The organism is Streptomyces sp. NPDC107522 (assembly GCF_055657525.1).
The window spans coordinates 1-26,367 of sequence record NZ_JBVKAU010000004.1; the positions used below are offsets into that span (position 1 = coordinate 1).

The 26,367-nt window shown below is 71.2% G+C and carries 24 protein-coding genes; 9 read left to right on the top strand and 15 right to left on the bottom strand.

Annotated elements, in window-relative coordinates:
* Nucleotides 1-706: 706 nt before the first annotated feature.
* Entirely contained in the window at nucleotides 707-1,738 is a 1,032-nt protein-coding gene (trpS, locus tag ACZ7L6_RS13900) for a tryptophan--tRNA ligase (RefSeq protein ID WP_471923425.1), read from the top strand.
* Nucleotides 1,739-1,793: 55 nt separating this feature from the next.
* On the opposite strand, the gene proC is transcribed toward trpS, so the two are convergent.
* The 7 genes from proC to ACZ7L6_RS13935 form a co-directional block, all read right to left on the bottom strand.
* On the bottom strand, nucleotides 1,794-2,606 hold the full coding sequence (gene proC / locus ACZ7L6_RS13905; protein WP_471923427.1) for a pyrroline-5-carboxylate reductase: 813 nt from the start codon (nucleotides 2,604-2,606) through the stop codon (nucleotides 1,794-1,796).
* 142 nt (nucleotides 2,607-2,748) lie between these two features.
* Nucleotides 2,749-3,528: an ABC transporter permease gene (locus ACZ7L6_RS13910; protein WP_471923429.1), complete on the bottom strand. Its 780-nt coding sequence runs from the start codon at nucleotides 3,526-3,528 to the stop codon at nucleotides 2,749-2,751.
* Nucleotides 3,525-4,322: an ABC transporter ATP-binding protein gene (locus ACZ7L6_RS13915; protein ID WP_471923431.1), complete on the bottom strand. Its 798-nt coding sequence runs from the start codon at nucleotides 4,320-4,322 to the stop codon at nucleotides 3,525-3,527. Before ACZ7L6_RS13915 ends, ACZ7L6_RS13910 begins: the two co-directional genes overlap by 4 nt.
* Nucleotides 4,323-4,380: 58 nt before the next feature.
* Nucleotides 4,381-5,151 carry a class I SAM-dependent methyltransferase gene (locus ACZ7L6_RS13920; RefSeq protein ID WP_471923433.1) on the bottom strand — a complete coding sequence of 257 codons (771 nt, stop codon included), beginning with the start codon at nucleotides 5,149-5,151 and terminating at the stop codon, nucleotides 4,381-4,383.
* A 217-nt stretch (nucleotides 5,152-5,368) separates the two neighbouring features.
* Nucleotides 5,369-5,887, bottom strand: coding sequence for an EamA/RhaT family transporter (locus ACZ7L6_RS13925; protein WP_471923435.1), 519 nt, complete (start codon nucleotides 5,885-5,887; stop codon nucleotides 5,369-5,371).
* Nucleotides 5,888-5,975: 88 nt separating this feature from the next.
* Nucleotides 5,976-6,311 (bottom strand): hypothetical protein, encoded by a 336-nt coding sequence (locus ACZ7L6_RS13930; protein WP_471923437.1) that lies wholly within the window; start codon nucleotides 6,309-6,311, stop codon nucleotides 5,976-5,978.
* A 72-nt stretch (nucleotides 6,312-6,383) separates the two neighbouring features.
* Nucleotides 6,384-6,710, bottom strand: a complete 327-nt coding sequence (locus ACZ7L6_RS13935; protein ID WP_471923439.1) for an SH3 domain-containing protein — start codon at nucleotides 6,708-6,710, stop codon at nucleotides 6,384-6,386.
* Nucleotides 6,711-6,891: 181 nt separating this feature from the next.
* Between ACZ7L6_RS13935 and ACZ7L6_RS13940 the strand changes: the two genes are divergently transcribed.
* Nucleotides 6,892-8,991 (top strand): serine/threonine-protein kinase, encoded by a 2,100-nt coding sequence (locus tag ACZ7L6_RS13940; RefSeq protein ID WP_471923441.1) that lies wholly within the window; start codon nucleotides 6,892-6,894, stop codon nucleotides 8,989-8,991.
* Nucleotides 8,992-9,042: 51 nt separating this feature from the next.
* Here ACZ7L6_RS13940 and ilvD read toward each other — a convergent pair whose 3' ends face one another.
* The 4 genes from ilvD to ACZ7L6_RS13960 form a co-directional block, all read right to left on the bottom strand.
* The gene (ilvD, locus tag ACZ7L6_RS13945; protein WP_471923443.1) at nucleotides 9,043-10,896 is read right to left on the bottom strand and encodes a dihydroxy-acid dehydratase; all 1,854 of its coding nucleotides are present in this window, start codon (nucleotides 10,894-10,896) and stop codon (nucleotides 9,043-9,045) included.
* A gap of 174 nt (nucleotides 10,897-11,070) precedes the next feature.
* The gene (locus ACZ7L6_RS13950) at nucleotides 11,071-11,697 is read right to left on the bottom strand and encodes a TetR/AcrR family transcriptional regulator (RefSeq protein ID WP_471923445.1); all 627 of its coding nucleotides are present in this window, start codon (nucleotides 11,695-11,697) and stop codon (nucleotides 11,071-11,073) included.
* Nucleotides 11,694-12,518 carry a sugar phosphate isomerase/epimerase family protein gene (locus tag ACZ7L6_RS13955; protein ID WP_471923447.1) on the bottom strand — a complete coding sequence of 275 codons (825 nt, stop codon included), beginning with the start codon at nucleotides 12,516-12,518 and terminating at the stop codon, nucleotides 11,694-11,696. Before ACZ7L6_RS13955 ends, ACZ7L6_RS13950 begins: the two co-directional genes overlap by 4 nt.
* 278 nt (nucleotides 12,519-12,796) lie before the next feature.
* Nucleotides 12,797-13,729 carry a Ppx/GppA family phosphatase gene (locus ACZ7L6_RS13960; protein WP_471923449.1) on the bottom strand — a complete coding sequence of 311 codons (933 nt, stop codon included), beginning with the start codon at nucleotides 13,727-13,729 and terminating at the stop codon, nucleotides 12,797-12,799.
* 74 nt (nucleotides 13,730-13,803) lie between these two features.
* On the opposite strand from ACZ7L6_RS13960, the gene ACZ7L6_RS13965 reads away from it, so the two are divergent.
* Nucleotides 13,804-14,664 carry a DUF3109 family protein gene (locus tag ACZ7L6_RS13965; RefSeq protein ID WP_471923451.1) on the top strand — a complete coding sequence of 287 codons (861 nt, stop codon included), beginning with the start codon at nucleotides 13,804-13,806 and terminating at the stop codon, nucleotides 14,662-14,664.
* 19 nt (nucleotides 14,665-14,683) lie between these two features.
* Here ACZ7L6_RS13965 and ACZ7L6_RS13970 read toward each other — a convergent pair whose 3' ends face one another.
* Nucleotides 14,684-16,468: a BACON domain-containing protein gene (locus ACZ7L6_RS13970; protein WP_471923453.1), complete on the bottom strand. Its 1,785-nt coding sequence runs from the start codon at nucleotides 16,466-16,468 to the stop codon at nucleotides 14,684-14,686.
* A 250-nt stretch (nucleotides 16,469-16,718) separates the two neighbouring features.
* Between ACZ7L6_RS13970 and radA the strand changes: the two genes are divergently transcribed.
* Nucleotides 16,719-18,128, top strand: coding sequence for a DNA repair protein RadA (radA, locus tag ACZ7L6_RS13975; RefSeq protein ID WP_471923455.1), 1,410 nt, complete (start codon nucleotides 16,719-16,721; stop codon nucleotides 18,126-18,128).
* A gap of 80 nt (nucleotides 18,129-18,208) precedes the next feature.
* Nucleotides 18,209-19,333: a DNA integrity scanning diadenylate cyclase DisA gene (gene disA, locus ACZ7L6_RS13980; protein ID WP_433045118.1), complete on the top strand. Its 1,125-nt coding sequence runs from the start codon at nucleotides 18,209-18,211 to the stop codon at nucleotides 19,331-19,333.
* Between the two features lie 205 nt (nucleotides 19,334-19,538).
* On the opposite strand, the gene ACZ7L6_RS13985 is transcribed toward disA, so the two are convergent.
* Nucleotides 19,539-20,360, bottom strand: coding sequence for a hypothetical protein (locus tag ACZ7L6_RS13985; RefSeq protein ID WP_471923457.1), 822 nt, complete (start codon nucleotides 20,358-20,360; stop codon nucleotides 19,539-19,541).
* A gap of 186 nt (nucleotides 20,361-20,546) precedes the next feature.
* Here ACZ7L6_RS13985 and ACZ7L6_RS13990 point away from each other — a divergent pair, with 186 nt between their 5' ends.
* On the top strand, nucleotides 20,547-21,179 hold the full coding sequence (locus ACZ7L6_RS13990) for a phosphatase PAP2 family protein (RefSeq protein ID WP_471923459.1): 633 nt from the start codon (nucleotides 20,547-20,549) through the stop codon (nucleotides 21,177-21,179).
* 3 nt (nucleotides 21,180-21,182) lie between these two features.
* On the opposite strand, the gene ACZ7L6_RS13995 is transcribed toward ACZ7L6_RS13990, so the two are convergent.
* Nucleotides 21,183-21,842, bottom strand: a complete 660-nt coding sequence (locus tag ACZ7L6_RS13995; RefSeq protein WP_471923461.1) for a response regulator transcription factor — start codon at nucleotides 21,840-21,842, stop codon at nucleotides 21,183-21,185.
* A complete protein-coding gene (locus ACZ7L6_RS14000; RefSeq protein ID WP_471923463.1) occupies nucleotides 21,839-23,530 on the bottom strand; it encodes a sensor histidine kinase in 1,692 nt (563 codons plus the stop codon). Before ACZ7L6_RS14000 ends, ACZ7L6_RS13995 begins: the two co-directional genes overlap by 4 nt.
* A 252-nt stretch (nucleotides 23,531-23,782) precedes the next feature.
* Between ACZ7L6_RS14000 and ACZ7L6_RS14005 the strand changes: the two genes are divergently transcribed.
* The 3 genes from ACZ7L6_RS14005 (at nucleotide 23,783) to ACZ7L6_RS14015 (ending at nucleotide 26,331) form a co-directional block, all read left to right on the top strand.
* Complete coding sequence (locus ACZ7L6_RS14005; RefSeq protein WP_471923465.1) at nucleotides 23,783-24,745, top strand: HhH-GPD family protein; 963 nt, start codon at nucleotides 23,783-23,785, stop codon at nucleotides 24,743-24,745.
* A gap of 312 nt (nucleotides 24,746-25,057) precedes the next feature.
* A complete protein-coding gene (locus ACZ7L6_RS14010) occupies nucleotides 25,058-25,597 on the top strand; it encodes a SigE family RNA polymerase sigma factor (RefSeq protein ID WP_003999062.1) in 540 nt (179 codons plus the stop codon).
* Between the two features lie 131 nt (nucleotides 25,598-25,728).
* Nucleotides 25,729-26,331 carry a hypothetical protein gene (locus ACZ7L6_RS14015; protein WP_471924558.1) on the top strand — a complete coding sequence of 201 codons (603 nt, stop codon included), beginning with the start codon at nucleotides 25,729-25,731 and terminating at the stop codon, nucleotides 26,329-26,331.
* Nucleotides 26,332-26,367 lie beyond the last annotated feature (36 nt).

Below are 26,367 nucleotides of genomic sequence, written 5' to 3' on the forward strand. Positions count from 1 at the left end.
GGGGTATCAACATATCTGGCGTTGACTTTTGGCACGCTGTTGAGTTCTCAAGGAACGGTCGCTTCCTTTGTACTCACCCTCTCGGGCTTTCCTCCGGGCGCTTCCCTTCGGTCTTGCGTTTCCGACTCTATCAGATCTTTTTCCGATCCGATTTCCTCGGTGCTTTCCAGGTTCCCGCTTTCGCGTTTCCCTTTCCGGCGGTTCTGACTCTATCAGATCCTTTCGGAGCTGATTCCCGGTCAGTCGGGTCTGTCTTCGCGGCTGTTGGGCCGTTCCGACGAGTGAGACTTTAGCGGATTCCCGGCTCCCGAGCTAATCGGGGGCTGCGTTCTTTCGAACGCGGATTCCTCATTCCGTAAATACGCATACCAATGACACGACGGCAGACAGACGACTGTCGTCGAGTGGTGGTGGTACTTGCGGAGTGGCTGTCCGGGGACCGACCGGAGTCGGCGCTCACGTCGGACAACTCGGAGAACACTACGGATGGGGCCGAGGCGTGTCAACTTCGCTCCCGACGGCACCCCAGGGGCGTAGTCTTGGACGCATGACGACGCGTACGTGTACCCAGCTGTGGTGGGCCGCCTGACGGCGGCCGTACTCACGTATGCACTCAACGGCCGCCGCCTCGGCGGCCGTTCTCGTATCTCCCTCCAGAGGGTCGGCCGGCCGGGGACGGCGGCCTCGACCAGGAGGTGGAGTAGAGATGACGCGGGTCTTCAGCGGGGTCAAGCCGACCGGACATCTGACGCTTGGTAACTACTTGGGGGCCATGCGGCGGTGGGCCGACGTCGATCAGCACCAGGCCGACGCGCTGTTCTGCATCGTCGACCTTCATGCGCTGACCGTGGAGCACGATCCGGCGCGGGTGCGCAGGCTGAGTCGGCAGGCGGCGACGTTGTTGCTGGCGGCGGGGTTGGATCCGGAGTTGTGCACCGTCTTCGTACAGAGTCATGTGGATGAGCACGCGCGGCTGTCGTATGTGCTGGAGTGCGTGGCCACCGATGGCGAGATGCGGCGGATGATCCAGTACAAGGAGAAGGCCGCGCGTGAGCGGGAGCGGGGCGGGAGTGTGCGGCTGTCGCTGCTGACGTATCCCGTGCTGATGGCGGCGGACATCCTGGCGTACGGGGCCGAGGAGGTGCCGGTCGGGGACGATCAGACGCAGCATGTGGAGCTGACGCGGGATCTCGCCGTGCGGTTCAACCAGCGGTACGGGCATACCTTCGTGGTGCCTCGGGCCACGCATCCGCAGGTCGCGGCTCGGGTGATGAATCTGCAGGATCCGACGTCGAAGATGGGCAAGAGCGATGACGCCGGGCCGGGGATCGTCTATCTGCTCGACGAGCCGGACGTGGTGCGGAAGAAGGTCATGCGGGCCGTGACCGACAGCGGGCGGGAGGTCGTGTACGACCCGGCCGCGCAGCCGGGGGTGGCGAATCTGCTGGAGATCCTGGCGGCGTGCACGGGTGGGAACCCATCGGCCCTGAGCGGTGTATATGAGTCGTACGGCGCTTTGAAGTCGGCCACGGCGGAGGCTGTGGTCGAGGTCCTCAGGCCCGTACAGGAGAGGCACAGGGAGCTGTGCGCGGATCCTGGCTTTGTGGAGGGGGTGCTGCGGGATGGTGCGGAGCGGGCTAGGGCGATGGCGCGGCCGACCGTGGATGCCGCGTATCGGGCGATCGGCTTGCTGCCGGCGGCTGAGACCGCGGCCGCGGATATCCGTGTGACTGTTTAGGAGCGCCTGCTCGGGTGTGGTGCTGGGCCGCCCCTGGGGCAGGGGCGGCCGGGCGTCAGCCGTTGTTGCCGGAGGCCAGTTCGCGGCTGCGGTCGCGGGCGGCTTCGAGTGCGGCGATGAGGGCGGCTCGTACGCCGTGGTTCTCGAGTTCGCGGATGGCGTTGATGGTGGTGCCGGCGGGGGATGTCACGTTCTCGCGCAGCTTGACGGGGTGTTCGCCGCTGTCGCGGAGCATCGTCGCGGCGCCGATCGCGGACTGGACGATCAGGTCGTGGGCCTTGTCGCGGGGCAGGCCCAGGAGGATGCCGGCGTCCGTCATGGCTTCGACCAGGTAGAAGAAGTACGCGGGGCCGGAGCCGGACAGGGCGGTGCAGGCGTCCTGCTGGGACTCGGGGACGCGGAGTGTCTTTCCGACGGAGCCGAAGATCTCCTCGGCGTGGGCGAGGTCGGCTTCGCTGGCGTGGGTGCCGGCGGAGATGACGGACATGGCCTCGTCGACGAGGGCCGGGGTGTTGGTCATGACGCGGACGACCGGGGTGCCGGGGGCCAGGCGCTCCTCGAAGAAGGAGGTGGGGATGCCGGCGGCTCCGCTGATGATCAGGCGGTCGGCGGGGACGTGCGGGGCGAGCTCGTCGAGGAGGGTGCCCATGTCCTGCGGCTTGACCGTGAGGATCAGGGTGTCGGCGGTCTTGGCGGCTTCCGCGTTGGTGACCGGGGTGACTCCGTAGCGGGTGCGGAGTTCTTCGGCTCGTTCCGCGCGGCGGGCCGTCACCAGGAGGTCGGCCGGGGCCCAGCCGCCGCGGATCATTCCGCTGAGCAGGGCTTCGCCGATCTTGCCGGTGCCGAGGACTGCGACTTTCTGGGTCATGGCTGGGGTGCCCTCCGGGGGTTGCGTCGTCCGGGTTCATCCTCGCACCGGGGGCGGCCTTCGAGGGGGCGTGTCCGGTGGGCGGGACGGCGGGGCCGGCGGGATGCCGGGCTCGCACGTGCCGCATCGGCCGCCGGGGCGGTCATGCCGTCCTGCGTCGCAGGGTCGCCGCGCCCAGGCCCAGGACCAGCAGGGCGCAGCCCGCCACGATCAGGGCGTCGCGTACGAAGGCGGCGGTCATGTCGGTGTGCTTGAGGACTTCGTTCATGCCGTCGACCGCGTAGGACATCGGGAGGACGTTGGAGATGGCCTCGAGAGCGGGGTGCATGTTGTCGCGGGGAGTGAAGAGGCCGCAGAGGAGGAGCTGGGGGAAGATCACGGCCGGCATGAACTGGACGGCCTGGAATTCGGAGGCGGCGAAGGCGGAGACGAAGAGACCGAGCGCGGTGCCGAGCAGTGCGTCGAGCAGGGCCACGAGGAGGAGCAGCCAGGGGCTGCCGGTGACGTCGAGGCCGAGGAACCAGAGGGCGAGTCCGGTCGCCAGGGCGGACTGGATGATCGCGAGGGTGCCGAAGGCGAGCGCGTAGCCGGCGATCAGGTCGGCCTTGCCGAGGGGCATGGCGAGGAGGCGTTCGAGGGTGCCCGACGTGCGTTCGCGCAGGGTGGCGATGGAGGTGACCAGGAACATCGTGATCAGCGGGAAGATCCCGAGGAGGGAGGCGCCGATGTTGTCGAAGGTGCGCGGGCTGCCGTCGAAGACGTAGCGCAGCAGGAACAGCATCACGCAGGGGATCAGGATCATCAGCGCGATGGTGCGTGGGTCGTGGCGGAGCTGGCGCAGGACCCGGGCTGCGGTGGCGGCCGTGCGGGCGGGGTTCAGGGCGCCGGTGGGGGCGGCCCGGAGCGTCGTGGGCGTGGTCATCGCGTGGTCTCCTTCGCGCGGGCGGCCGCGGTCGCCTCGTCGACCAGGTGCAGGAAGGCCGCTTCGACCGTCTCGGAGTTCGTACGGGTGCGGAGGGCGTCCGGGGTGTCGTCGGCGAGGATCTGGCCCTCGCGCATGAGGAGGAGGCGGTGGCAGCGCTCGGCCTCGTCCATGACGTGGGAGGAGAGGAGCAGGGTGGCGCCGCGGGAGGCGGCGATGTCGTGGAAGAGGTTCCAGAGGTCGCGGCGCAGGACCGGGTCGAGGCCGACGGTTGGTTCGTCGAGGACGAGGAGTTCGGGGGTGCCGAGGAGGGCGACCGCCAAGGAGACGCGGCTGCGCTGGCCGCCGGAGAGGTTGCCGGCGAGGGCGTCGGCGTGGCTGGTGAGGTCGACGTCGGCGATGGCGCGGGTGACGTTCTCGTGGCGGCGGTCGGCGGCAGCGTGGCCGGGGTCGAGGATCGCGGCGAAGTAGGCGAGGTTCTGGCGGATCGTCAGGTCGTCGTAGACGGAGGGGGCTTGGGTGACGTAGCCGATGCGGGTGCGCAGGGAGGGGTGGCCGGCGGGGCGGCCGAGGACGTCGAGGGTGCCGGTGACCTTGGCTTGGGTGCCGACGATCGCTCGCATGAGGGTCGACTTGCCGCAGCCGGACGGGCCGAGCAGGCCGGTGATCTGGCCGTGCGGGACGGTGAAGTCGAGGTTGCGGAGTACTTGGCGGGTGCCGCGTGCGACGTTCAGGGTCTCGGCTCGGATGGCGTGGGAGTCAGGGGGGTCGGATCGAACGGAAGAGTAATTCATCACCTGATGAATAATCCTCCGGTCGGAGTAAGCCGTCAAGCGCCGAGATGTGGAGACGTCAGGAGGTGGGAGCGACGAGCAGGTCCACGTCGTAGGTCTCTTCGATGATTCCGTCCGGGAAGGCGTTGAGGAGGAGCCGCTTCTCCTCGGCGAGGAAGGCGGTGCTCGCCTCGGTGCCCTGGACCAGGAAGATCGAGTGGCTGCCGATGTTCGCCAGGTGTGTGTCGATCGGGACGCGGCGGCTCCAGCGCACCTTGCGGCGGGTGAAGGTGAGGCGGCCGGTGGGGTCATCCAGGGCTGCTCGGGCACCGCTGCCGTTCTGCTCGACTGCGGGGTGGATGCCGAAGTGGCGCTCGATACGGCGTGCTTGCGCCGCGTGCCAGGGGATGTCGAGGGGAGTGGTGTTCCACCAGAGGGCGAGCGCGCCGCCGGGGCGCAGTACGCGCAGGGCCTCCGGTGCCGAGTGGGCGGGGTTGGTCCAGTGCCAGGCCTGGGCGTAGGTGACGAAGTCGGCGGAGGCGGTGGCGACGGGGAGGGCGTTGCCGTTGCCGCGGACGATGGGTATGTCGGGGTGGGTGCGGCGGAACTGGGCCGCCATGCCGTCGCCGGGTTCCACGGCGAGGACGTCTGCGCCGCGTCCGCGGAGGAGAGTGGTGGCGATGCCGGTGCCGGCGCCCACGTCGATGACACGCGCGCCGGTGAGGGGGCGGTCGGCGAGTTCCTCGATCGCGTCGAAGAGGGCGGGTGGGTAGGAGGGGCGGTTCGCGGCGTACTGGGCTGCGGCTGCGTTGAAGGAGCGGGCGCGGTCGGTGTGGGAAGGGGCCGTCATACGGTCATGGTGGCGCTGGTTGGTGCGGTGTGCACCGAGTTTGCCGAGGGTCCGTCCGGTAGTGGCGGCGGGGATGCCTGCGGTGGCCGGTGCGGCTCCGGCGGGGGGCGCGCAGCGCCTGCGGTCGGTTGTGGGCCGCCACTCCTCGACGCCGGTCCTGTCATCCAGCCCGTCCGGCGCTTGAGGACGAGGCCCCTTCCCAGGGCGGAAGCGGTGATTAAGGGCGGCGGCGCTTCTTTGACGGGTTGCCTGTGCGGCGGGTGGTGCGGTTCTCGTGTTGCTTGCGGGCCGCCTCGTATTCCTCGCGGTGGAGTTTCTCGCCGGGGGCCTCGATGAGGGAGCGGAAGAAGTAGGCGAGGAGGGAGCCGACGAAGCCGATCATGAGGAGGCTGCGGAGGCTGGCATGGCGGTCGGGGTCGGGGCGCTTGGTGAAGCCGTCCCAGGTGTGGCGGAAGGCGAGGGCGCTGCACACCGAGAACATCACCACCACCAGGACGGTGACGAAGCTGCCGACGGCGGCGATCTGGATGCCCTCGCAGGCGAAGCGCAGGACCAGGCAGGAGGCGGCCGCGGTGGCGAGCGAGCCGACGGCCACGCCGATGCGCCGGGCGGTGTAGCCGCCCGTGTGGTCGACCCAGGTCGTGCCGAAGAAGCGCAGGGGCTCGGGGCGCGGGCCCGTCGCGCTGAGGGGCGTGGAGCCCGCGGGAGTGTCCGGGGTGCCGTTCTTCTCGCTCACGAGGTCGATTATGGCTCCCGGGCCCCGCGGGCTCCCAGACGGATCGGTCCGTCGTTGATCGGTCCGTCGGCGGTACGCCCGTCGCCGATCAGGCGCAGCGCGGACGGACGTAGCCGTCGCTGCCCGTGTTCACGTAGGCGTCCGAGACGTACTCGCCGTTGTCGATGTTGTCCCAGATGTTCGAGGTGCCGTACGGACCCGTCACCGTCTCGCCCGGCGTCTGGCAGTAGATCGGGATCATGGCGCCCTCGGGCAGGACGCGGACGATGGCGTACTGGGTGCCGGGGCCCCGGCGGACGTTCAGGCGGACGCCCGGCGCGACCGGGTAGTAGCGGATTTCAGCGTTGGCTTGGGGAGCCAGCACCGTGAGAAAGCCTCCGGTGGCCCCTGCGAGCAGGATGGATCTGCGTCTGAGAGATGTCATGGGTGTTCCTCGGTCGCCGTCATGGGGTCAGAGGCAGCGGGGAACGATGTAGCCGTCGCTGCCGGGTTTCGATCAGGAGGAGCAGCGGGGGCGGATGTAGCCGTCGCTGCCCGTCTTCACGTACGCGTCCGAGACGTACTCGCCGTTGGCGATGTTGTCCCAGATGTTCGAGGTGCCGTACGGACCCGTCACCGTCGTGCCGGGCGTCTGGCAATAGATCGCGACCCGGGATCCCTCGGGCAGCACTTTGACGATGGGGTAGGTGGTGCCGGGGCCGCTACGGACGTTGAGACGGACGCCCGGTGCGACCGGGTAGTAGGGCACGGACGCGGCCGTAACCGCCGTCGCGACGGCCTTTTCTTCCCCGCCGTCCGCCTTTTCAGCGTGGTCAACAGACATGAAAGATCCCCCCGTTGAGCCCCATGAGCATCATGGGGTCCCGTTGATTCCCCTAAAACACGCCACGAAACAGGCGTGCGCAACTCGAACACGGAGACTAGCAAGCAGCCTCTGTCTCGTACGAGTCATCGACTAGGCTCCGTGCGACGCGCGCGCGGACGAACAGCACGGGGGTGGTCCCATGGCGCCACAGCAGAACGCCGGAGCGGGGGCAGAAGCGGAACTTCCCGAGTATGCCGGTCACTACCGTCTTCAGGCGCGCCTGGGTTCCGGCGGCATGGGCGTCGTACACCTGGCCAGGAGCACTTCGGGCATGCAGCTCGCCGTGAAGGTCGTGCATGCCGAGTTCGCCGCGGATCCCGAGTTCAGGGGGCGGTTCCGGCAGGAGGTGGGTGCGGCGCGCAGGGTGAGCGGAGCCTTCACCGCGCCCGTCGTGGACGCCGATCCGGAGGCCGAAAGACCCTGGATGGCCACGCTGTTCATACCGGGCCCGACCCTGTCCGAACACGTGAAGCGGAACGGGCCGATGGACCCGGCGCAGTTGCGGCGGCTGATGGCCGGGCTGGCGGAGGCCTTGCGCGACATACACCGGGTCGGCGTCGTGCACCGGGACCTGAAGCCGAGCAACGTGCTGCTCGCCGAGGACGGGCCGAAGGTCATCGACTTCGGCATCTCTCGGCCAAAGGACAGCGAACTGCGTACCGAGACCGGGAAGCTGATCGGTACGCCGCCTTTCATGGCGCCCGAGCAGTTCCGACGACCGCGGGAGGTCGGACCGGCCGCGGACGTCTTCGCGCTCGGGTCCGTGATGGTGCATGCGGCCACCGGACGAGGACCCTTCGACTCCGACAGCCCGTACGTCGTTGCCTACCAAGTCGTCCACGACGAGCCCGACTTGACCGGCGTACCGACGAATCTCGCCCCGCTGATCGGACGGTGTCTCGCCAAGGAGCCCGAGGACCGTCCCACGCCGGACGAGTTGATGAGGGAGCTGCGGTCGGTTGCGGCCTCGTACGACACGCAAGCGTTCATACCGGCGCAGCGGACGGGGGACGCGCCGAAGCCGGAGCGGAGTCCCGCGGAGCCGCGTGCGACGCCGACGAGGGGACGACTTCTCAAGCGGGCCGCCCTCGTTACTGTGGCCATGGCCCTTGTCGCTGCCGGCGGAGTCGCCGCCGTGCGCCTGATGAGCGACGGCAACGCCGCGGATCCGAAGGGGAACGACGGAGCACCCGCCGCGTCAGCCCGGTTCAGCCCTTGGGCCGTCAAACCGGCCCTCAAGGGGAGCGGCTTGCCCCGGTGCTCGTACGAGACACGGCGGTTGCTGTGTACCCAACCGGGGCTGGTCACCGCACTCGATCCGGCAGACGGCAGCGTGCTGTGGCGGCACGCGCTCGCCAAGGGCGATTCGCCCGGCCGACCGCCGACTTCCTCGGGCGGACTGGTACATGTGCTGACGCACTCGGGCACGCGTCTGGAAGCGCTCGATCCGTCGTCGGGCAGGACACGGTGGCACCTGGGCGTCTCCTCGTACCGCGGATTCCGCTACGTGGGCGGCATGCTCCTGATGATCAGGGCAGAAGGCCAGGTGACGGGCATCGACAGCGCGTCGGGCGAGACGAAATGGGCTCGGCGGATACCCGGCCTGAGCGAGGCGTACGTCGTTTCGTTCCCCACGAGCCCATGGGCCTTCGCGGCGAGTACGTCCGACGACGGGGCCCGGACGCGGGTCATGGCGGTCGATCCGAACACAGGGGATGTGCGCTGGGACGTACGACTCGACGGTGCTCTGACACCCGTCGGCGCCGCCGACGGCGATGTCTTCTTCCTTTCGGGTGGCGGTGACTACGGCGAAGCGAATGCTGTGATCCGCTACACCCCGGAGTCCAGGACGACGCGGCGCGTGGCGCTGCCCGTTCCCGTCACTCAGGCGCAGGCCACCGTGTACGGAGGGGTGGCCTATCTTCTGGGCACAAACGGATCCCTGGTGGCGGTCGACACTCGTGCGGGCAAGCAGCTGTGGTCTCTGCAGACGGCAGTGAGCCAAGGCTCGGCACCGGTCTCCGACGGTCGCCGCGTGTACTTCACTGCCGCCGACGGACGGCTGCTCGCCGCCGCCAAGGGAAGGCTCCTCGGCCAGACACCACCACGGCTCAGCGCGAATTCCGCTGAGGCCACAGCCGAATTGCCGGCACCTGGCATCGGCGACGGCCGCATCTACGCCACCGCCCCCGACGGCACCGTGTTCGCCGTGGACGCCCGCATCCCGTCCGCCTGGTGACACGCGAACGGGGCCGCCCCCGAAGAGACGGCCCCGCGAACCTCGCCGAACTCAGCCCAGCTTCGTCACGTCCCGCACCGCGCCCTTGTCCGCGCTGGTCGCCATCGCCGCGTACGCCCGCAGCGCCGCCGACACCTTGCGCTCGCGGTTCTTCGGGGCGTACGCCCCGTTCAACGCCTGCTCACGGCGCGCGAGTTCCGCCTCGTCGACGAGCAACTCGATCGAGCGGTTCGGGATGTCGATGCGGATGCGGTCGCCGTCCTCGACGAGGGCGATCGTGCCGCCGGACGCGGCCTCCGGGGAGGCGTGGCCGATGGACAGGCCCGAGGTGCCGCCGGAGAAGCGGCCGTCGGTGATCAGGGCGCAGGTCTTGCCGAGGCCGCGGCCCTTGAGGAAGGACGTCGGGTAGAGCATCTCCTGCATGCCGGGGCCGCCCTTGGGACCCTCGTAGCGGATGACCACGACGTCGCCGTCGGTCACCTGCTTGTTGAGGATCTTCTCGACTGCCTCCTCCTGCGACTCGCAGACGACCGCCGGGCCCTCGAAGGTCCAGATCGACTCGTCGACGCCGGCCGTCTTGACCACGCAGCCGTCGACGGCGAGGTTGCCCTTGAGGACCGCGAGGCCGCCGTCCTTGGAGTACGCGTGCTCGACGCTGCGGATGCAGCCGCCCTCGGCGTCCTCGTCGAGCGCCTCCCAGCGCTCGGACTGCGAGAATGCCTCCGCCGACCGGACACAGCCAGGGGCGGCGTGCCACAGCTCGACGGCCTCCGGCGAGGGCGACCCGCCGCGCACGTCCCAGGTCTTCAGCCAGTCCCCCAGGGACGGGCTGTGGACGGCGTGCACGTCCTCGTTGAGCAGGCCGCCGCGGTGCAGCTCGCCCAGCAGGGCCGGGATGCCGCCGGCGCGGTGCACGTCCTCCATGTAGTACGTGCGGTCCTTGGCGACGTTGGGCGCGACCTTGGCCAGGCACGGGACCCGGCGGCTGACCGCGTCGATCTCCTCCAGGCCGAACGGAACGCCGGCCTCCTGGGCGGCGGCCAGCAGGTGCAGGATCGTGTTGGTGGAGCCGCCCATGGCGATGTCGAGGGCCATCGCGTTCTCGAAGGCCGCGAAGGTGGCGACGTTGCGTGGGAGGACCGTGTCGTCGTCCTGCTCGTAGTAGCGGCGGGTGATGTCCATGACCGTCTGCGCCGCGGCGACGTACAGCTGCTTACGGGCCGTGTGGGTGGCGAGCACCGAGCCGTTGCCGGGCAGGGACAGGCCGATGGCCTCGGTCAGGCAGTTCATGGAGTTGGCCGTGAACATGCCGGAACACGAGCCGCAGGTCGGACAGGCGTTCTCCTCGATACGGAGGATGTCCTCGTCCGAGATCTTGTCGTTCACGGCGTCGGAGATCGCGTCGACCAGGTCGAGCGTGCGGACCGTGCCGTCGACCAGAGTCGCGCGGCCGGACTCCATCGGGCCGCCGGAGACGAAGACCGTGGGGATGTTCAGCCGCAGGGCGGCGTTCAGCATGCCCGGGGTGATCTTGTCGCAGTTGGAGATGCAGATCAGGGCGTCGGCGCAGTGTGCCTCGACCATGTACTCGACCGAGTCGGCGATCAGGTCGCGGGAGGGCAGGGAGTACAGCATGCCGCCGTGGCCCATCGCGATGCCGTCGTCGACGGCGATCGTGTTGAACTCGCGCGGGATGCCGCCCGCCTCACGGATCGCCTCGCTGACGATCCGGCCGACCGGCTGCAGGTGGGTGTGGCCGGGGACGAACTCGGTGAAGGAGTTCGCGACGGCGATGATCGGCTTCCGGCCGATGTCCGCACCGGGTACACCGGAGGCGCGCATAAGGGCGCGGGCGCCCGCCATGTTGCGGCCGTGGGTGACTGTGCGGGACCTCAGCTCGGGCATCGTCGCTCGCTCCTTCAGAGAGTGCGATCAGAGACTTCTGACTGCTAACGAGCGTACGCCCGTCTTCCAGGGGTCGGGACGAGGTGTCCGGAATGCGGGACGCATGTCTCGCGGAACAGCCGCCCGTAAGCGTCCGCGGCCGTCGGCACCCCTGCGCCGCCGTGCGTGCGCGGGTCAGCGACCGGTGAGATGCCCCTGCACCACCGGCGCCACCCGCGCGATGATCTGCTCCACGTCCGCCGACGCGATCGGCTCGATCCTGATGACGTAGCGCATCATCGCGACGCCCACCAGCTGGGCGGCGGCCAGCTCGGTGCGCAGCTCCGCGTCCGGGGCGTCGATCTCACCGGCGATGCGGCGCATCAGCTGGGCGGAGACGAGGCGGCGGAACACGGCGGCCGCGGCCTCGTTGTTGACGGCCGACCGGACGATGGCGAGCAGCGGCTTCCGCGTCACCGGGTTCTCCCAGAGACCGAAGATGACGCGGGTCATGCGCTCGCCGACGTCGTCCAGAGGGCCTTCCAGGACGGCGTCGCGCACCTTCAGGGCGGGGGCGAAGGCGACCTCGACGGATGCCTCGAAGACCTGCTCCTTGGTGCCGAAGTAGTGGTGGACCAGGGCCGAGTCGACCCCGGCCGCCTTGGCGATGCCGCGCACGGACGTCTTGTCGTATCCGCGCTCGGAGAACTCCTCGCGGGCCGCGTCCAGGATGCGGTCGCGGGTGTCGGCGGATTCCGTACGAGGGGGCCGGCCGCGGCGTCGGGAGCCCACCCCGTCCCGGCCCGAGGTGGTGTCGGTCACGGTCGGGGCACCTTCACCGACGAGGCCAGATGCAGCCGCGTGAAGGCGAGGGCCTCGGCGAGGTCGGCCTCGCGTTCGGCGCTGGACATCGCGCGGCGGGTGTTGACCTCGATGACGACGTGGCCGTCGAAGCCGCTCAGGGCGAGCCGCTCCAGCACCTCGGCGCAGGGCTGGGTGCCGCGGCCGGGGACCAGGTGCTCGTCCTTGGCCGAGCCTCTGCCGTCCGCGAGATGCACGTGCCCCAGCCGGTCCCCCATGCGGTCGATCATGTGCAGCGCGTCGGTGCGGGCGGTCGCCGTATGGCTGAGATCGATCGTGAAGTGCCGGTAGTCGTCCTTCGTCACGTCCCAGTCGGGGGCGTACGCCAGCATCTCGCGGTCGCGGTAGCGCCACGGGTACATGTTTTCGACGGCGAACCGCACATCCGTCTCGTTGGCCATGCGCCAGATACCGTCGACGAAGTCGCGGGCGTACTGGCGCTGCCAGCGGAACGGCGGGTGGACGACGACCGTGCTCGCCCCCAGCTTCTCGGCCGCCGCCTGGGCGCGCTGCAGCTTGGTCCAGGGGTCGGTCGACCACACGCGCTGGGTGATCAGCAGGCAGGGGGCGTGGACGGCGAGGATCGGGATGCGGTGGTAGTCGCTGAGCCGGCGCAGCGCCTCCATGTCCTGGCTGACCGGGTCGGTCCAGACCATGACCTCGACGCCGTCGTATCCGAGGCGCGCGGCGATCTCGAAGGCCGTCGCCGTCGACTCCGGATAGACGGAGGCCGTCGAGAGGGCGACCTTCGCATCCGGGATGCGCACCACTGGTTCTGCCACGAGGGACAGAGTACGGGGCGGGGCTGGAGGCCGGGGAACGGATGGGCGTTGGCTCGCCATGGGGGCGTGGGGCGGTCGGGTGGCGCGAACTGGGCATATGCCGCGGGGGTGGAGTGAGGCCCGGGTCGACAGTGTGGCGGGGTTCACGACGCGCCCCGTGCGGACGCGGGCCTGCTGGAGGGACCGCGCCCCCAGACCCCCGCTTCGGCCCTGAACGGGCCTCGTCCTCAATCGCCGGACGGGCGGAAATTGCCTGGACCACCCCCGAAAAGTCGCCGTCAGTCCACCGTCATGTGATCCAACTTCCGCAGGATCACGCCCTCCCGCAGCGCCCACGGGCAGATCTCCAGCGTCTCCACACCGAAGAGGTCCATCGCCCCCTCTGCCACCAGCGCGCCCGCGAGCAGCTGCCCCGCGCGGCCCTCCGAGACGCCCGGCAGTTCCGCTCGCTGGGCGACCGTCATGCCTGCCAGCCGGGGGACCCAGGCCTCGAGGGACTCCCGCTTCAGGTCACGCTGGACGTAGAGGCCCTCGGCGGAGCGGGCGGCGCCGGCGAGGCGGGCCAGTTGCTTGAAGGTCTTGGAGGTGGCGACCACGTGATCGGGGGCTCCGAAACGGCTGAATTCGCCGACCGTGCGGGCGATCTGGGCCCGGGCATGACGTCGTAGCGCCCGTATGTCCTCCGGCTCGGGCGGATCGCCCGGCAGCCAGGCGGCGGTCAGCCGCCCCGCGCCCAGCGGCAGCGACACCGCCGCGTCCGGCTCCTCGTCGATGCCGTACGCGATCTCCAGGGAGCCGCCGCCGATGTCCAGCACCAGCAGCTTCCCCGCCGACCAGCCGAACCAGCGCCGGGCGGCGAGGAAGGTCAGCCGGGCCTCCTCCGCGCCGGTGAGAACCTGCAGCTCGACCCCGGTTTCGTCCTTCACGCGCGCGAGGACGTCATCGGCGTTGCTGGCCTCCCGCACCGCGGACGTCGCGAACGGCAGGACCTCCTCGACACCCTTGTCCTCGGCGGCCTGCAGCGCCTCATGGACGACGCCGATCAGCTTGTCGACCCCCTCGGGACCGATGGCCCCGCTGTCGTCGAGGAGTTGGGCAAGGCGCAGCTCCACCTTGTGCGAGTGGGCGGGCAGCGGGCGCGCGCCGGGGTGCGCATCCACCACCAGCAGATGCACCGTGTTCGATCCAACGTCGAGGACACCGAGTCTCATGTACGGAACGCTACTGCCACCTGGGCGATCCTCCGTCCTCGAAGGCGCAGGTACGGACGCCGTACCCTGGACCCGTGCCAAAGACGAAAAAGGCGAAGAACGACAAGACGGCCAAATCCGCCACGGGTTCTTCGCAGGCAAAGGCAGCCACGAAGTCGAAGCAGCCCAAGAAGGGTTCCCCGGAACCGGACGAGAAGGGGCTCGACTTCGCGCGCGCATGGGTGGAGTTCCCTGATCCGGCGGACGACGAGCAGGTCTTCCGCTGTGATCTGACATGGCTGACCTCCCGTTGGAACTGCATCTTCGGCAGCGGCTGCCAGGGCATCCAGGCGGGCCGCGCGGACGACGGCTGCTGCACGCTGGGCGCGCACTTCTCGGACGAGGACGACGAGAAGCGGGTCGCCGAGCATGTGGCGAGACTCACGCCGGAGATCTGGCAGCACCACGACGAGGGCATGGAGCACGGCTGGATCTCGGAGGACGAGGACGGCGACCGCCAGACCCGCCCGTTCCAGGGCTCGTGCATCTTCCAGAACCGGCCCGGCTTCGCCGGTGGCGCGGGCTGCTCGCTGCACATCCTCGCCCTGAAGGAGGGCCGCGAGCCGCTGGAGACCAAGCCGGACGTCTGCTGGCAGCTGCCGATCAGGCGGACGTACGACTGGATCGACCGGCCCGACGACACCCGGGTGCTCCAGGTGTCGATCGGCGAGTACGACCGCCGCGGCTGGGGCCCCGGCGGCCACGACCTGCACTGGTGGTGCACCTCGGCGACCTCGGCGCACGGCGCGGGCGACCCGGTGTACGTGTCCTACCGGGCGGAGCTGACCGAGCTGATGGGCAAGGCGGGCTACGACCGCCTGGTCGAACTGTGCGAGGCGCGGCTGGCGTCGCAGCTGCCGTTGGTGGCACCGCATCCGGCGGACCCGGTCGACTAGGAGGAGCGAGCCGGCGCGACTAGTACGCCGGCGGGCTCGGGTCGCCGCTGCCGCCGGCCGGCGGTGGGCTCCCCGGGGCGGACGGGCCGGACGGCGAGGGGTCGCCGGCCGTGGGGCTCGGGTCGGGTGACGAGGGCGGCGGGTCGCTGGGCACGGGGTCCGGCGGGGCCGAGGTCGTCGGGGTCGGGTCGGGGCCGGAGGACGAGGGCGGGGGGCTGCCGGGGGTTCCGGGGTCGGTCGGGTCGCCGGGGTGGGTGGGGTCGGTGGGATACGGATCCGGGTCGGGGCCGTGTCCCGGGTCGGACGGGCTGGGGGCGGTGCCGTAGCCCTCGATGGAGACGAGGGTGCCGGCGGGTGAGATCGCCAAGCGCGCGCTCCAGTGACCGGACGGCTCGCGCAGATGGTCGACGTACACCTTGATCGTCAACGACTCGCCGGGTGCCAGGGTTCCCGTCGACCGGCTCAGATAGAGCCAGTGCGCGCCGGTGGTCGCGGACCAGCGCACCGGCGTGCGCCCCGTCGCCGTCAGGGTGACGAGCGTGGTGTCGCCTCTGTGGCCGGCCGTCACCTCCAGGTGGCCGGTGCCGTGCGCGCCGCTGACGCTGATGACCTGCACCGAGACGTCCGGTTTGTTACGGCTGCCGAAAGGGTCGCCCCGTTCGGGGCTCGCGTTGCCGGCGTTCTCGTAGCCGCCGTCCGCCGTTTCTCCGTCGAGGCTGCCGGGGCCGTGCGCCTCGCTCGCGCTGGCCGAGGTGCCGTCGACGCCCTCGCCGGTCGGGGTGCCCCGGTAGGCGGCCCACAGGGCGAGGACCGGGGCGGCGACGACGGTGGCGACGACGGTTGTCGTGACGGCACGCGCGCGTAGGCGGTCCCTGCGGGCGGCACGATCCTTGGGGTCCATCGGGAAGCCGCGCCGGTCGAAGCGCGGCACGGCGACGCCCCGCGCGCGCGTATGGTGCGCCATCGCCGTGTGCAGGGCCGCGCGGGGTGCCTCCAGGACGGGCAGCTCGGCGGGGGTGACGGTCGCGCCGGGCCACCTGCCCGGGACCGCGCGCTCGGCGGTACGACGGCAGCGGGGGCAGTCGTCGACGTGCCGGACGAGTTCGCGGCGCAGGGCTGTGCCGAGCACGACCTGGTTGTCGCCGGTGAGGCGGGCGACGCTCGGACAGGCGCCGGTCTCGACGACGGCGAGGGCCGCGCGCGTGCGCTCGACCTCGCAGGCGGCGGAGGCCAGCAGGTCGCGGGCGGCGGCCAGGTCCAGGCCGAGGACGGCGGCGACCTCGTGGGCGGCGAGGTGGTGGCGTACGGCGAGTTCGAGCGCCTCGCGCTGCTCCGGGGTGGTGCCGGCGGCCTCCGGCCAGGCCAGCAGGGCGAGTTCGCGGCGGCGCTGCTCCTGGACCTGCTCGGAGACGGGCGGCTTCGCGGACTGCGCTCCCGTCTGCCGGTGGGAGTGGTGCCGGCCCGCCGCATGACTGCTCTGACGTTTCTGCTTGGCCTCGGCCAGCTTGCGCAGACACGCCCAGCGGGCCAGCGCGTACAGCCAGGGCCGCCGGTCCGCGGCCGCCTCCGGGACGCGCTGCCCGCGCCGCTCGGCGAGTGCGAGGGCGTCACCCAGGGCGGCGGTCGCGGCGTCGTGGTCGCACAGCACGGACAGGCAGTAGGTGAACAGCCCGTCCAGATACGGCTCGTAGCGCGCGGGCGGCCGCTGCGCGACCGTACGCGCCGCCGCGCGATCACGCGCCTCCCGGTGCGCTCGATGGGCGCCGGCGGTGCGGGTCGAGGTTTCCGGACTGCTGCTCATCATTGGGGGACCGTAGGGGGCCTGAGGTGGCGCCTTCTTGCCCCTTGAGCGGTTTTAATCCATACGGGTGAAACGATCCCTCAATCGGGGACAGGGGCCCCGGATTCCGTGGCTTGTGCATGACGAGTACGGCGGCTCACGCATGAGGAGTACGGCGGCTCGTGCATGCCGAGGCGGCCTCGCGGCGACCCGGAAGCGGTGGTGCATGCGCGGCCGTACGGCGTTGTCAGTGGGCTCGGTTACGGTTCTTCGCATGGCTGCCCGTACCAAGACCACGAAGGACCGCCCGTCCTACCGCTGCACCGAGTGCGGCTGGCAGACGGCCAAGTGGCTCGGCCGCTGCCCCGAGTGCCAGGCATGGGGGACGGTCGAGGAGTACGGCGCGCCCGCGGTCCGCACGACGACGCCGGGGCGGGTGACGACGTCCGCGCTGCCCATCGGCCAGGTCGACGGGCGGCAGGCGACCGCGCGGTCCACCGGCGTGCCCGAGCTGGACCGGGTGCTCGGCGGCGGGCTGGTGCCCGGCGCCGTCGTCCTGGTCGCGGGCGAACCCGGCGTCGGCAAGTCCACACTGCTGCTGGACGTGGCGGCCAAGTCCGCGAGCGACGAGCACCGCACGCTCTATGTCACCGGCGAGGAGTCGGCGAGCCAGGTCCGGCTGCGTGCCGACCGCATCGGCGCCCTCGACGACCACCTGTATCTCGCCGCCGAAACCGATCTGGCCGCCATCCTCGGCCACTTGGACGCGGTGAAGCCGTCGCTGCTCGTCCTCGACTCCGTACAGACGGTCGCCTCCCCGGAGATCGACGGCGCCCCCGGTGGCATGGCCCAGGTCCGGGAGGTGGCCGGCGCCCTGATCCGGGCCTCCAAGGAGCGCGGGATGTCCACCCTCCTGGTGGGCCATGTCACCAAGGACGGCGCCATCGCGGGGCCGCGGCTGCTGGAGCACCTGGTGGACGTGGTGCTGCACTTCGAGGGTGACCGACATGCCCGGCTTCGCCTGGTTCGCGGGGTCAAGAACCGTTATGGGGCGACCGACGAGGTCGGCTGCTTCGAGCTGCACGACGAGGGCATCACGGGCCTTGCCGACCCGAGCGGACTCTTCCTGACCCGTCGTGACGAACCGGTCCCCGGCACCTGTCTGACCGTCACCCTGGAGGGCCGCCGCCCCCTGGTCGCCGAAGTCCAGGCGCTGACGGTCGACTCACAGATCCCCTCCCCGCGCCGCACCACGTCCGGTCTGGAGACCTCCCGCGTCTCGATGATGCTGGCCGTGCTCGAGCAGCGGGGCAGAATCAGCGCGCTCGGCAAGCGGGACATCTACTCCGCGACGGTCGGCGGAGTGAAGCTCTCGGAGCCCGCGGCCGACCTCGCCGTCGCCCTCGCCCTGGCCTCCGCCGCCAGCGACACCCCCCTGCCGAAGAACCTCGTCGCGATCGGCGAGGTGGGCCTCGCGGGCGAGGTCAGACGGGTCACGGGCGTGCAGCGCAGGCTCGCCGAGGCGCACCGGCTGGGCTTCACGCACGCGCTCGTACCGGGCGACCCGGGCAAGATCCCTGCCGGCATGAAGGTGCTGGAAGTGGCCGACATAGGGGACGCCCTGCGGGTCCTTCCGCGCTCGCGTCGCCGAGAGGCCCCACGGGACGAGGAGGACCGCCGGTAGACTTTGCCCTGGTCTCGCCCGTCCGTACGAACCAAGTGTGCGAAACGGAGCGCCCCAGAACCTGCGACCGGAGGAGTGCAGTGGCAGCCAACGACCGGGTAGCAGCTCCCGGAAAGTCCGGTGGGAGTGCCGGTTCCGATGGCCTGATGCGCGCCTCGCTGAGCGCGGTGGCTCCCGGCACGGCCCTGCGTGACGGACTGGAGCGAGTGCTCCGCGGCAACACCGGCGGGCTCATCGTGCTCGGCTTCGACAAGACCGTCGAGACGATGTGTACGGGCGGGTTCGTCCTGGATGTCGAGTTCACGGCGACGCGTCTGCGGGAGCTGTGCAAGCTGGACGGCGGCATCGTGCTGTCGTCCGACCTGTCGAAGATCCTGCGGGCGGGTGTCCAGTTCGTGCCCGACGCGACGATCCCGACGGAGGAGACGGGCACCCGGCACCGTACGGCGGACCGGGTCAGCAAGCAGGTCGGCTTCCCTGTCGTCTCGGTCTCCCAGTCGATGCGGCTGATCGCGCTCTACGTCGACGGGCAGCGCCGCGTCCTGGAGGACTCCGCGGCGATCCTGTCCCGCGCCAACCAGGCCCTGGCGACCCTCGAGCGCTACAAGCTCCGCCTGGACGAGGTCGCGGGAACGTTGTCAGCGCTGGAGATCGAGGACCTGGTGACGGTCCGCGACGTCTCGGCGGTGGCCCAGCGGCTGGAGATGGTGCGGCGTATCGCGACCGAGATCGCCGAGTACGTGGTGGAACTGGGCACGGACGGGCGCCTTCTGGCGCTTCAGCTGGACGAGCTGATCGCCGGTGTGGAGCCCGAGCGCGAGCTCGTGGTGCGCGACTACGTTCCCGAGCCGACGGCCAAGCGGTCCCGCACGGTCGACGAGGCGCTGTACGAGCTGGACGCGCTCACGCACGCGGAACTGCTCGAACTTCCGACGGTGGCGCGGGCGTTGGGGTACACGGGTTCGCCCGAGGCGCTGGACTCGGCGGTTTCTCCGCGGGGATTCCGGTTGCTGGCCAAGGTGCCGCGGCTGCCGGGGGCGATCATCGACCGGCTGGTGGAGCACTTCGGGGGGCTGCAGAAGCTGCTCGCCGCGAGCGTGGACGACCTGCAGACCGTGGACGGCGTGGGCGAGGCCCGGGCGCGGAGCGTGCGGGAGGGGCTGTCGCGGTTGGCGGAGAGCTCGATTCTGGAGCGGTACGTCTAATTGGCAAGCCGCGTGCATCGGTGCCCGGCGTTGCGCTGAGGCCGGGGCGTTGCCCACCCCCACGCCACGGGGTGCCGCCTGTACGACACGCCAGGCCAACGCCGGTACGTCCAGTAGGCCTGAAGGGGCGCGGGGAACTGCGCGACCAGCCACGACGAAGCCGCGGACAATCGACGGCCCATCGCCGCCCCTCCCAGCGGAGCGCTCAGTCGTTCTCCAGCACGAATGACGTCTGCACCGTGCCGAACCCCGGTGTCTTCGCCTCCACCAGATACGTCCCCGGTCCGGCCTTGCCCGCCGAAGGCGTCGCGCACTGGGCGGCGCTGGCGTTGCGGTCCCACTTCAGGGTGTACGTGATGCTGGAGCCGGCGGGCACCCGGAACGGCAGGCTGCCGGCGGCCTTGGGGCAGTCGGCGGAGGACCAGAAGTCGTCCTCGGCGCCCGCCTGAGTGATCGTCACCACCGCGTTCTTCGGGCCGAGGTCGACCTTGCAGTCGTAGGTGGAGGAGTTCGTCGCGGTCAGCAGCAGGGCGGGTGTCTCGCCGGGCTCGTACGCGTTGTGCAGGCTCCTCACGGCCAACTTGACCTGGCCCGCGATGCAGTTGGGCAGTGTGGAGCCCGCGGCGACCGTGTCGTCCACGCCGACCCCGCTGCCCGAACTGCCGCCCGCGGATCCGCTGCCCGAGCCGGCCGACCCGCCGGAGTCCCCGGAGCCGCCGCCGTCCCCGGACCCCGAGCCGTCGCCGGACCCGGAGCCGCCGGAGTCCCCACCGCCGGTCGACTCGTCGCGCCCGCCCGGCGCCTGACTGATCGCCGGACCCGAGCCCGACGGACCCGGCGTGATCGTCGAGGGTGCGGGATTCTTGCCGTCGGAACCGTCCGCGTTGTTCTTGCCGCCTCCGCCGCCCGAGGCGAGCACCCAGGTGACCAGGAGCGCCAACAGGGCGACCACGGACAGCAGTACGGCCCTCCGTCGCCAGTAGATGGAGGAGGGAAGCGGCCCGACCGGATTGCGCAGAGATCCCACGGCGCAAACTGTACGAGAGATCGGCGCGTTAGCTTGCTCCACCCGCCGCCACGGGCCGCAACTTTTCCGGATCATCATCCCGGACGTCACCCGGCGGCGGCCGTTCCACCCCTGTCCTCCGTCAGGTTCGGTACCTGACGATCGCAGGATGTGACGGTATCGGCCCGCCGCCTACGGTCCGTGACCATGGACTTCGAGGACGCCGAGCTGTACCGCGACATCACCGACCACGCCCACGACACACCAACGTGGGTACAGCACACCGCCGAGATATGGACGGAAGCCGGACTACTGCTGTTCGCCGCGCTGTTCGTCACCAGCTGGTGGCGAGCCAGACGCGACAGCTCCCGTGCGTTCGCGATCGCGGCCCTTGCACCTCTGGCCACGGCTGTGGCGTACGTCTGCAGTGAGCTCCTCAAGTCCGTTGTCACACAGGAACGTCCGTGCCGCGCGGTGCCGGAAGCGACCGCCCCGCTCAGCGTCTGCCCGCCCCCCGGTGACTGGTCCTTCCCCAGCAACCACGCCACCATCGCCGGTGCCGCGGCACTCACACTGGCCCTGACCCGGCGCGCGCTGATCCTGCTGACTGCGCCGCTGGCCCTCCTGATGGCCTTCTCCCGCGTCTTCGTCGGCGTCCACTACCCGCACGACGTAGCCGCGGGCCTCGTCCTCGGTGCGGTCGTCGCGGTGGCCGCCGTACGGCTCGGCACCCGCCCCGCGGTCCGGCTGACCGAGGCGATGCGGGCCTCGTCGGCGCCCGGCGTACGGTGGTTCACGGGTCCGGGGCCGGAGCGCGTCCCTTCGTACGACATGCGCTGAGCCTCAGGACTCCACCAGCCCCGCCTCGTACGCCACGATCGCCGCCTGCACCCGGTTGCGCACCCCCAACCGGTCGAGCACCGCGCTGACATACGCCTTCACCGTGCCCTCGACGAGATGCAGCCGGGCGGCGATCTCAGGGTTGGACAGGCCCGCGCCGACGAGCCCCAGCACCTCACGCTCACGCGGGCTGAGCCCGGCCACGCGCGCGCGTGCGGCGGCCTCGCGGCCCAGCCGCCCGTCGCTGCCGCCCAGCCCGTCGATGACGTACCGCGCGACCTTCGGCGACAGGAAGGCCGCGCCGCCCGCCACCGCCCGTACACCCGCGATCAGTTCGTACGGGTCTCCGGACTTCAGCAGGAAGCCGGTGGCGCCGCCGCCGAGTGCGCGGGCCACGTACGCCTGTTCGGAGAAGGTGGTGAGCATCGCCACGGCCGTGCCGGGGACGGTCCGTACGATCTCCTCCGCGGCGGCGAGGCCGTCCAGGCGGGGCATGCGGATGTCCAGCAGGGCGACGTCCGGCCGGTGTGCCCGCGCCAGCTCGACCGCCTCGCGCCCGTCGCCCGCCTCCGCGACGACCTCGGTCTCCCCGCCGCTCGCCAGGATGGCGCGCACACCGGCCCGCACCATCGCCTCGTCGTCGGCCAGCAGTACGCGGATCACCGTACGAACTCCTCATTTGTGGAAGGGCGTTGAGACAGGCCCGCCCTGGGGATGACGTCCTTGGCGACCAGCCGTCCCGTGTCGTCGAAGCAGAGCCTGAAGTGGTCGACGGAGACGAGGAGTTCACCGCTCGCGCGGTAGTAGCGGCAGTCGCTGCCCGTCGGGGGCGGTGCGGGCGCGCGCTCCACCGGCGCGTCCCGAACCGTGCGGTCCGGCAGGACGCCGGCGAGGTCGCCGACCATGGCCCCCGGCCTCAGCTCGGCGTAGGCCGCGGGCGGCAGCACCGAGTGGGTCTCCGTGTACGCGTACCAGGCGAACGCCCCGCCGACGAGCACGAGGCCCGCGCCGAGGGCGGCCACGAAGGCCAGGACGACGCGGCGGCGGGCGCGCGTGAAGGGGGCGTACGGGGCGGCCGAGGCAGCGGGGGCCGACCGTACGGGCGTGGCCGCGGGCTCCTCGGGGACGTACGCCCACACCCGGAATCCGTCCCCGTGGGGGCCGGCCTCGAAGGCGCCGCCGACCGCGGTGACGGCGGCGCGGAGGGCCTGGAGTCCGGTGCCGCCGGAGGGAGGCGGCGCGACCGGCACCGCGCCGTCGACCACCGCCCGTCCGCCCGCCACCGTGACCGCCGGGGCCTCAACCACCGGAGCCCGTCCGCCGGTCACCGTGACCGTCGTGCCCTCGACCACCGGGGCCCGTCCGCCGGCCACCGTGACCGTCGCACCCTCGGCCTCCCTGGCCGCCGTCACGGTGACCTCGGCACCTGGCGCATGCCGGGCCGCGTTGGTCAGCGCCTCGCGGACCACCCGGTACAGGACCCGCTCCGCGACCCCGCCGTCCGGCCACCGCGCTGCCGTACCGTCCTGCGCCGGCTCCCACCGCACCGGCAGTCCCGACTCGGCGGCGCGTGCGACGAGTTGCTCGACGGTCTCGCCCGGTGGGGTGAGGGAGAGCGGCTCGTCCTGCTCCCGCAGCACGCCGATGATGCGGTGCAGCCGTTCGGTGGCATCGGCGGCGGCCGCGCGCAGGTCGGCGGCGGCGGTGCGGTGGTGGTCCGGGAGGCCCGGGGCGACCTGGAGGGCGCCCGCACGCAGGGCGATCAGGCTCAGCTCGTGCCCCAGGGAGTCGTGCATGTCCTGGGCGATGCGGGCCCGCTCGCGCAGCCGGGCGCGCTCCTCGGCGATGCGCTGCTCGCCCTCCAGCCGCGCGGCCCGCGTCCAGCCGGCCTCGGCCAGCTGACGGCCCTGCCGCCAGTAGCGGCCACCGAGCCAGGGAAAGACGCAGCCGAAGAGCAACGTGCCCGTCAGCACCACCCATTCCGGCGCCGGATCGACCCCCAGCCACGCGATCCTCGCCGTACCGAGACAGCCGACGGCCCCGAAGACGACCGCCGGCGCGCGCACCCGTTCCGCACGCAGGCCGAGCAGCAGCGCGAAGACGCCGAGCGCGGGGCCGTAGGAGACGGTGAACAGGGCGGGGGCCGCGGCCAGGCTCAGTACGGCCGTCAGCGCGAAGGCGGCCAACGGCTGCCGCCGGGCCACGGCGACCGCGGCGGCGAGCACAACCAGCCCTGCCAGCTGCTGCCACAGGGCACGCGGCTCGTTCATCCCGAGCCGGTCGGCCGTGAGCGCCGGCACCACGAGGAAGGCCCAGAGGAGGCAGGCCCGCCATATGCGAGGACGTTCCATCCGCCCGACGCTACAAGCGGGGGACAGGGCGCCACTGCTGCCGATCGTCAGGTGCGGTGCGCCCTTTGAGGCAGGTCACCCGAATCAGCCCGTCCGGCGTTCGAGGACAAGGCCCCTTCAGGGCCGAAGCGGGGGGTCTGGGGGCCGCAGGCCCCCAGGGACCGCGGCCGACCACAACCCGCAGCCACACAACGCACCGGCACCACCACCTACCGACCCGGCCGCCACCGACATGGCAGGATCGGAAAGGCCATGACTGCGCCCACAAAGCCCTCACCCGACAGCCCCGCCGACGCCAACGCCCTCTCCGGCCCCTCCCTCGGAGAGAACGGCTCTCCCCTCGGAGAGAACCTGCACAGCCCGGTGATCGACTGGTTCGACGAAAACGCCCGCGACCTCCCCTGGCGGCGCCCCGAGGCCGGCCCCTGGGGCGTGATGGTCAGCGAGTTCATGCTGCAGCAGACGCCCGTGAACCGCGTCCTGCCCGTCTACGAACAGTGGCTCTCGCGCTGGCCCCGCCCCGCCGACCTCGCCAAGGACGCCCCCGGCGAGGCCGTCCGCGCCTGGGGCCGGCTCGGCTACCCGCGCCGCGCGCTGCGGCTGCACGGTGCCGCCGTCGCCATAGCGGAACGGCACGGCGGGGACGTACCGACCGATCACGCCCAGCTGCTCGCGCTGCCCGGCATCGGCGAGTACACGGCCGCGGCGGTCGCCTCCTTCGCCTACGGCCAGCGGCACCCCGTCCTGGACACCAACGTCCGCCGGGTCTTCGCGCGCGCCGTCACCGGCGTGCAGTACCCGCCGAACGCCACCACCGCCGCCGAACGCAAGCTGGCCCGTGCCCTGCTGCCCGACGACGAGGGCGTCGCCGCCCGCTGGGCCGCGGCCTCCATGGAGCTCGGCGCGCTGGTGTGCACCGCCAAGAACGAGTCGTGCCACCGCTGCCCGATCGCCGCGCAGTGCGCCTGGCGGCTGGCCGGGAAGCCGGAGCACGACGGGCCGCCGCGCCGCGGTCAGACGTACGCCGGTACCGACCGCCAGGTGCGCGGCAAGCTGCTCGCCGTACTCCGCGAGGCCCACGCTCCCGTTCCGCAGGCGGCCCTGGACCGGGTGTGGCACGAGCCGGTGCAGCGCGCCCGCGCGCTGGACGGCCTCGTCGCGGACGGTCTGGTGGAGCCGCTGCCCGGCGGGACGTACCGACTGCCGCTGACCTGACGCACAGTCACATCACAGCCCCGGCGCCTCTGTGACAGCGAACAGACAGCAGCCGTACGACCGTCACGCGCCCACCAGCCCACCAAATCACCCCATAACCACCCCAACCCGACCTCCGTTTTGTCCTATTCCTGATTCCGTTACACAACCGACGGACAGCCGAGCGCTAGCCGAAGGCTGCTTCGGACAGCCCCGTGACAACGCCTCCGTAGCTTCATTTCCGTACCCGACAGACGGGGACGACTACGAAGCACAAGCAGTGAGACCGACGGCGAACAGACCGGCGGACACGGGGAATCGGAGGCGGTCAACATGGCGCAGGGCGAGGTGCTCGAGTTCGAGGAGTACGTCCGCACCCGGCAGGACGCGCTGCTGCGCAGCGCCCGCCGACTGGTCCCGGACCCGGTGGACGCGCAGGACCTGCTGCAGACGGCGCTGGTGCGGACGTACCACCGCTGGGACGGCATCGCGGACAAGCGGCTCGCGGACGCCTACCTGCGCCGCGTGATGATCAACACGCGGACCGAGTGGTGGCGGGCGCGGAAGCTGGAGGAGGTGCCGACCGAGCAGCTCCCGGACGCCTCGGTGGACGACTCCACCGAGCAGCACGCGGACCGCGCCCTGCTGATGGACATCATGAAGGTGCTCGCACCCAAGCAGCGCAGTGTCGTGGTGCTGCGACACTGGGAGCAGATGTCCACGGAGGAGACGGCCGCCGCCCTCGGCATGTCGGCCGGAACGGTCAAGAGCACGCTGCACCGGGCGCTCGCCCGGCTCCGCGAGGAGCTGGAGTCCCGCGATCTGGACGCACGCGCGCTGGAGCGTGAGGAGCGGGAGCGTTGCGCGGCCTAGGCACGACGGCGGGCGGCACCGGGCGCACGGACGGGGATGACAGGGGCAGGGACGGGGGTTCCGGGGAGACCGGACCCGACCGCCCCGGACCCGCACCCGTCCGGGGGACCTTGCAGGCGGCGTTCACGGCGATGGTCGTGGTCGTCGCCCTCGCCCTTTTCGTCTCCGGGTGTGCCACCGGCGGCACCGGCGCCCGCGACGAGGGACCGGCACACGACGACGCGATGGGCTCGGCCTTCTCGTCGTCGCTCGCGCCCGCGGCCTCGCCCTCCCCGTCCGCCGTCCCGGACCCCGCGGAAGCCGTCCGCCTGGTCAAGGCGGATCCCAAGGTCTCGGCGGAGGTCAAGCGCGAGCTGAAGCCGTGTGTGTCCGACGGCTATCCCGTCGACGTGTCGTACGGCGACCTGACCGGCGGACCCGCGGACGACATCGTGGTCAACGTCCTGTCCTGCGGCGACCAGGTCGGGGTCGGCTCGTACGTGTACCGCGAGCAGGGTGGCGCGTACCACAATGTGTTCAAGGCCGAGGAGCCCCCGGTCTACGCGGAGATCGACCGCGGCTACCTGGTGGTGACCAAGCAGGTGTACGCGAAGGACGACGCGCTGTCGAACCCGTCCAGCGAGAACGTGGTCTCATACCTGTGGACGTCCGGCCGCTTCGCGCTGAAGTACCGCACGCGCACCGACTACGGCAACCTCGGCGGAGAAGACGAGTCGGCGGCATCCGACGGCTGACGCGGCCGCCCGCGGGAGTGAACGCATCGCCCGCTC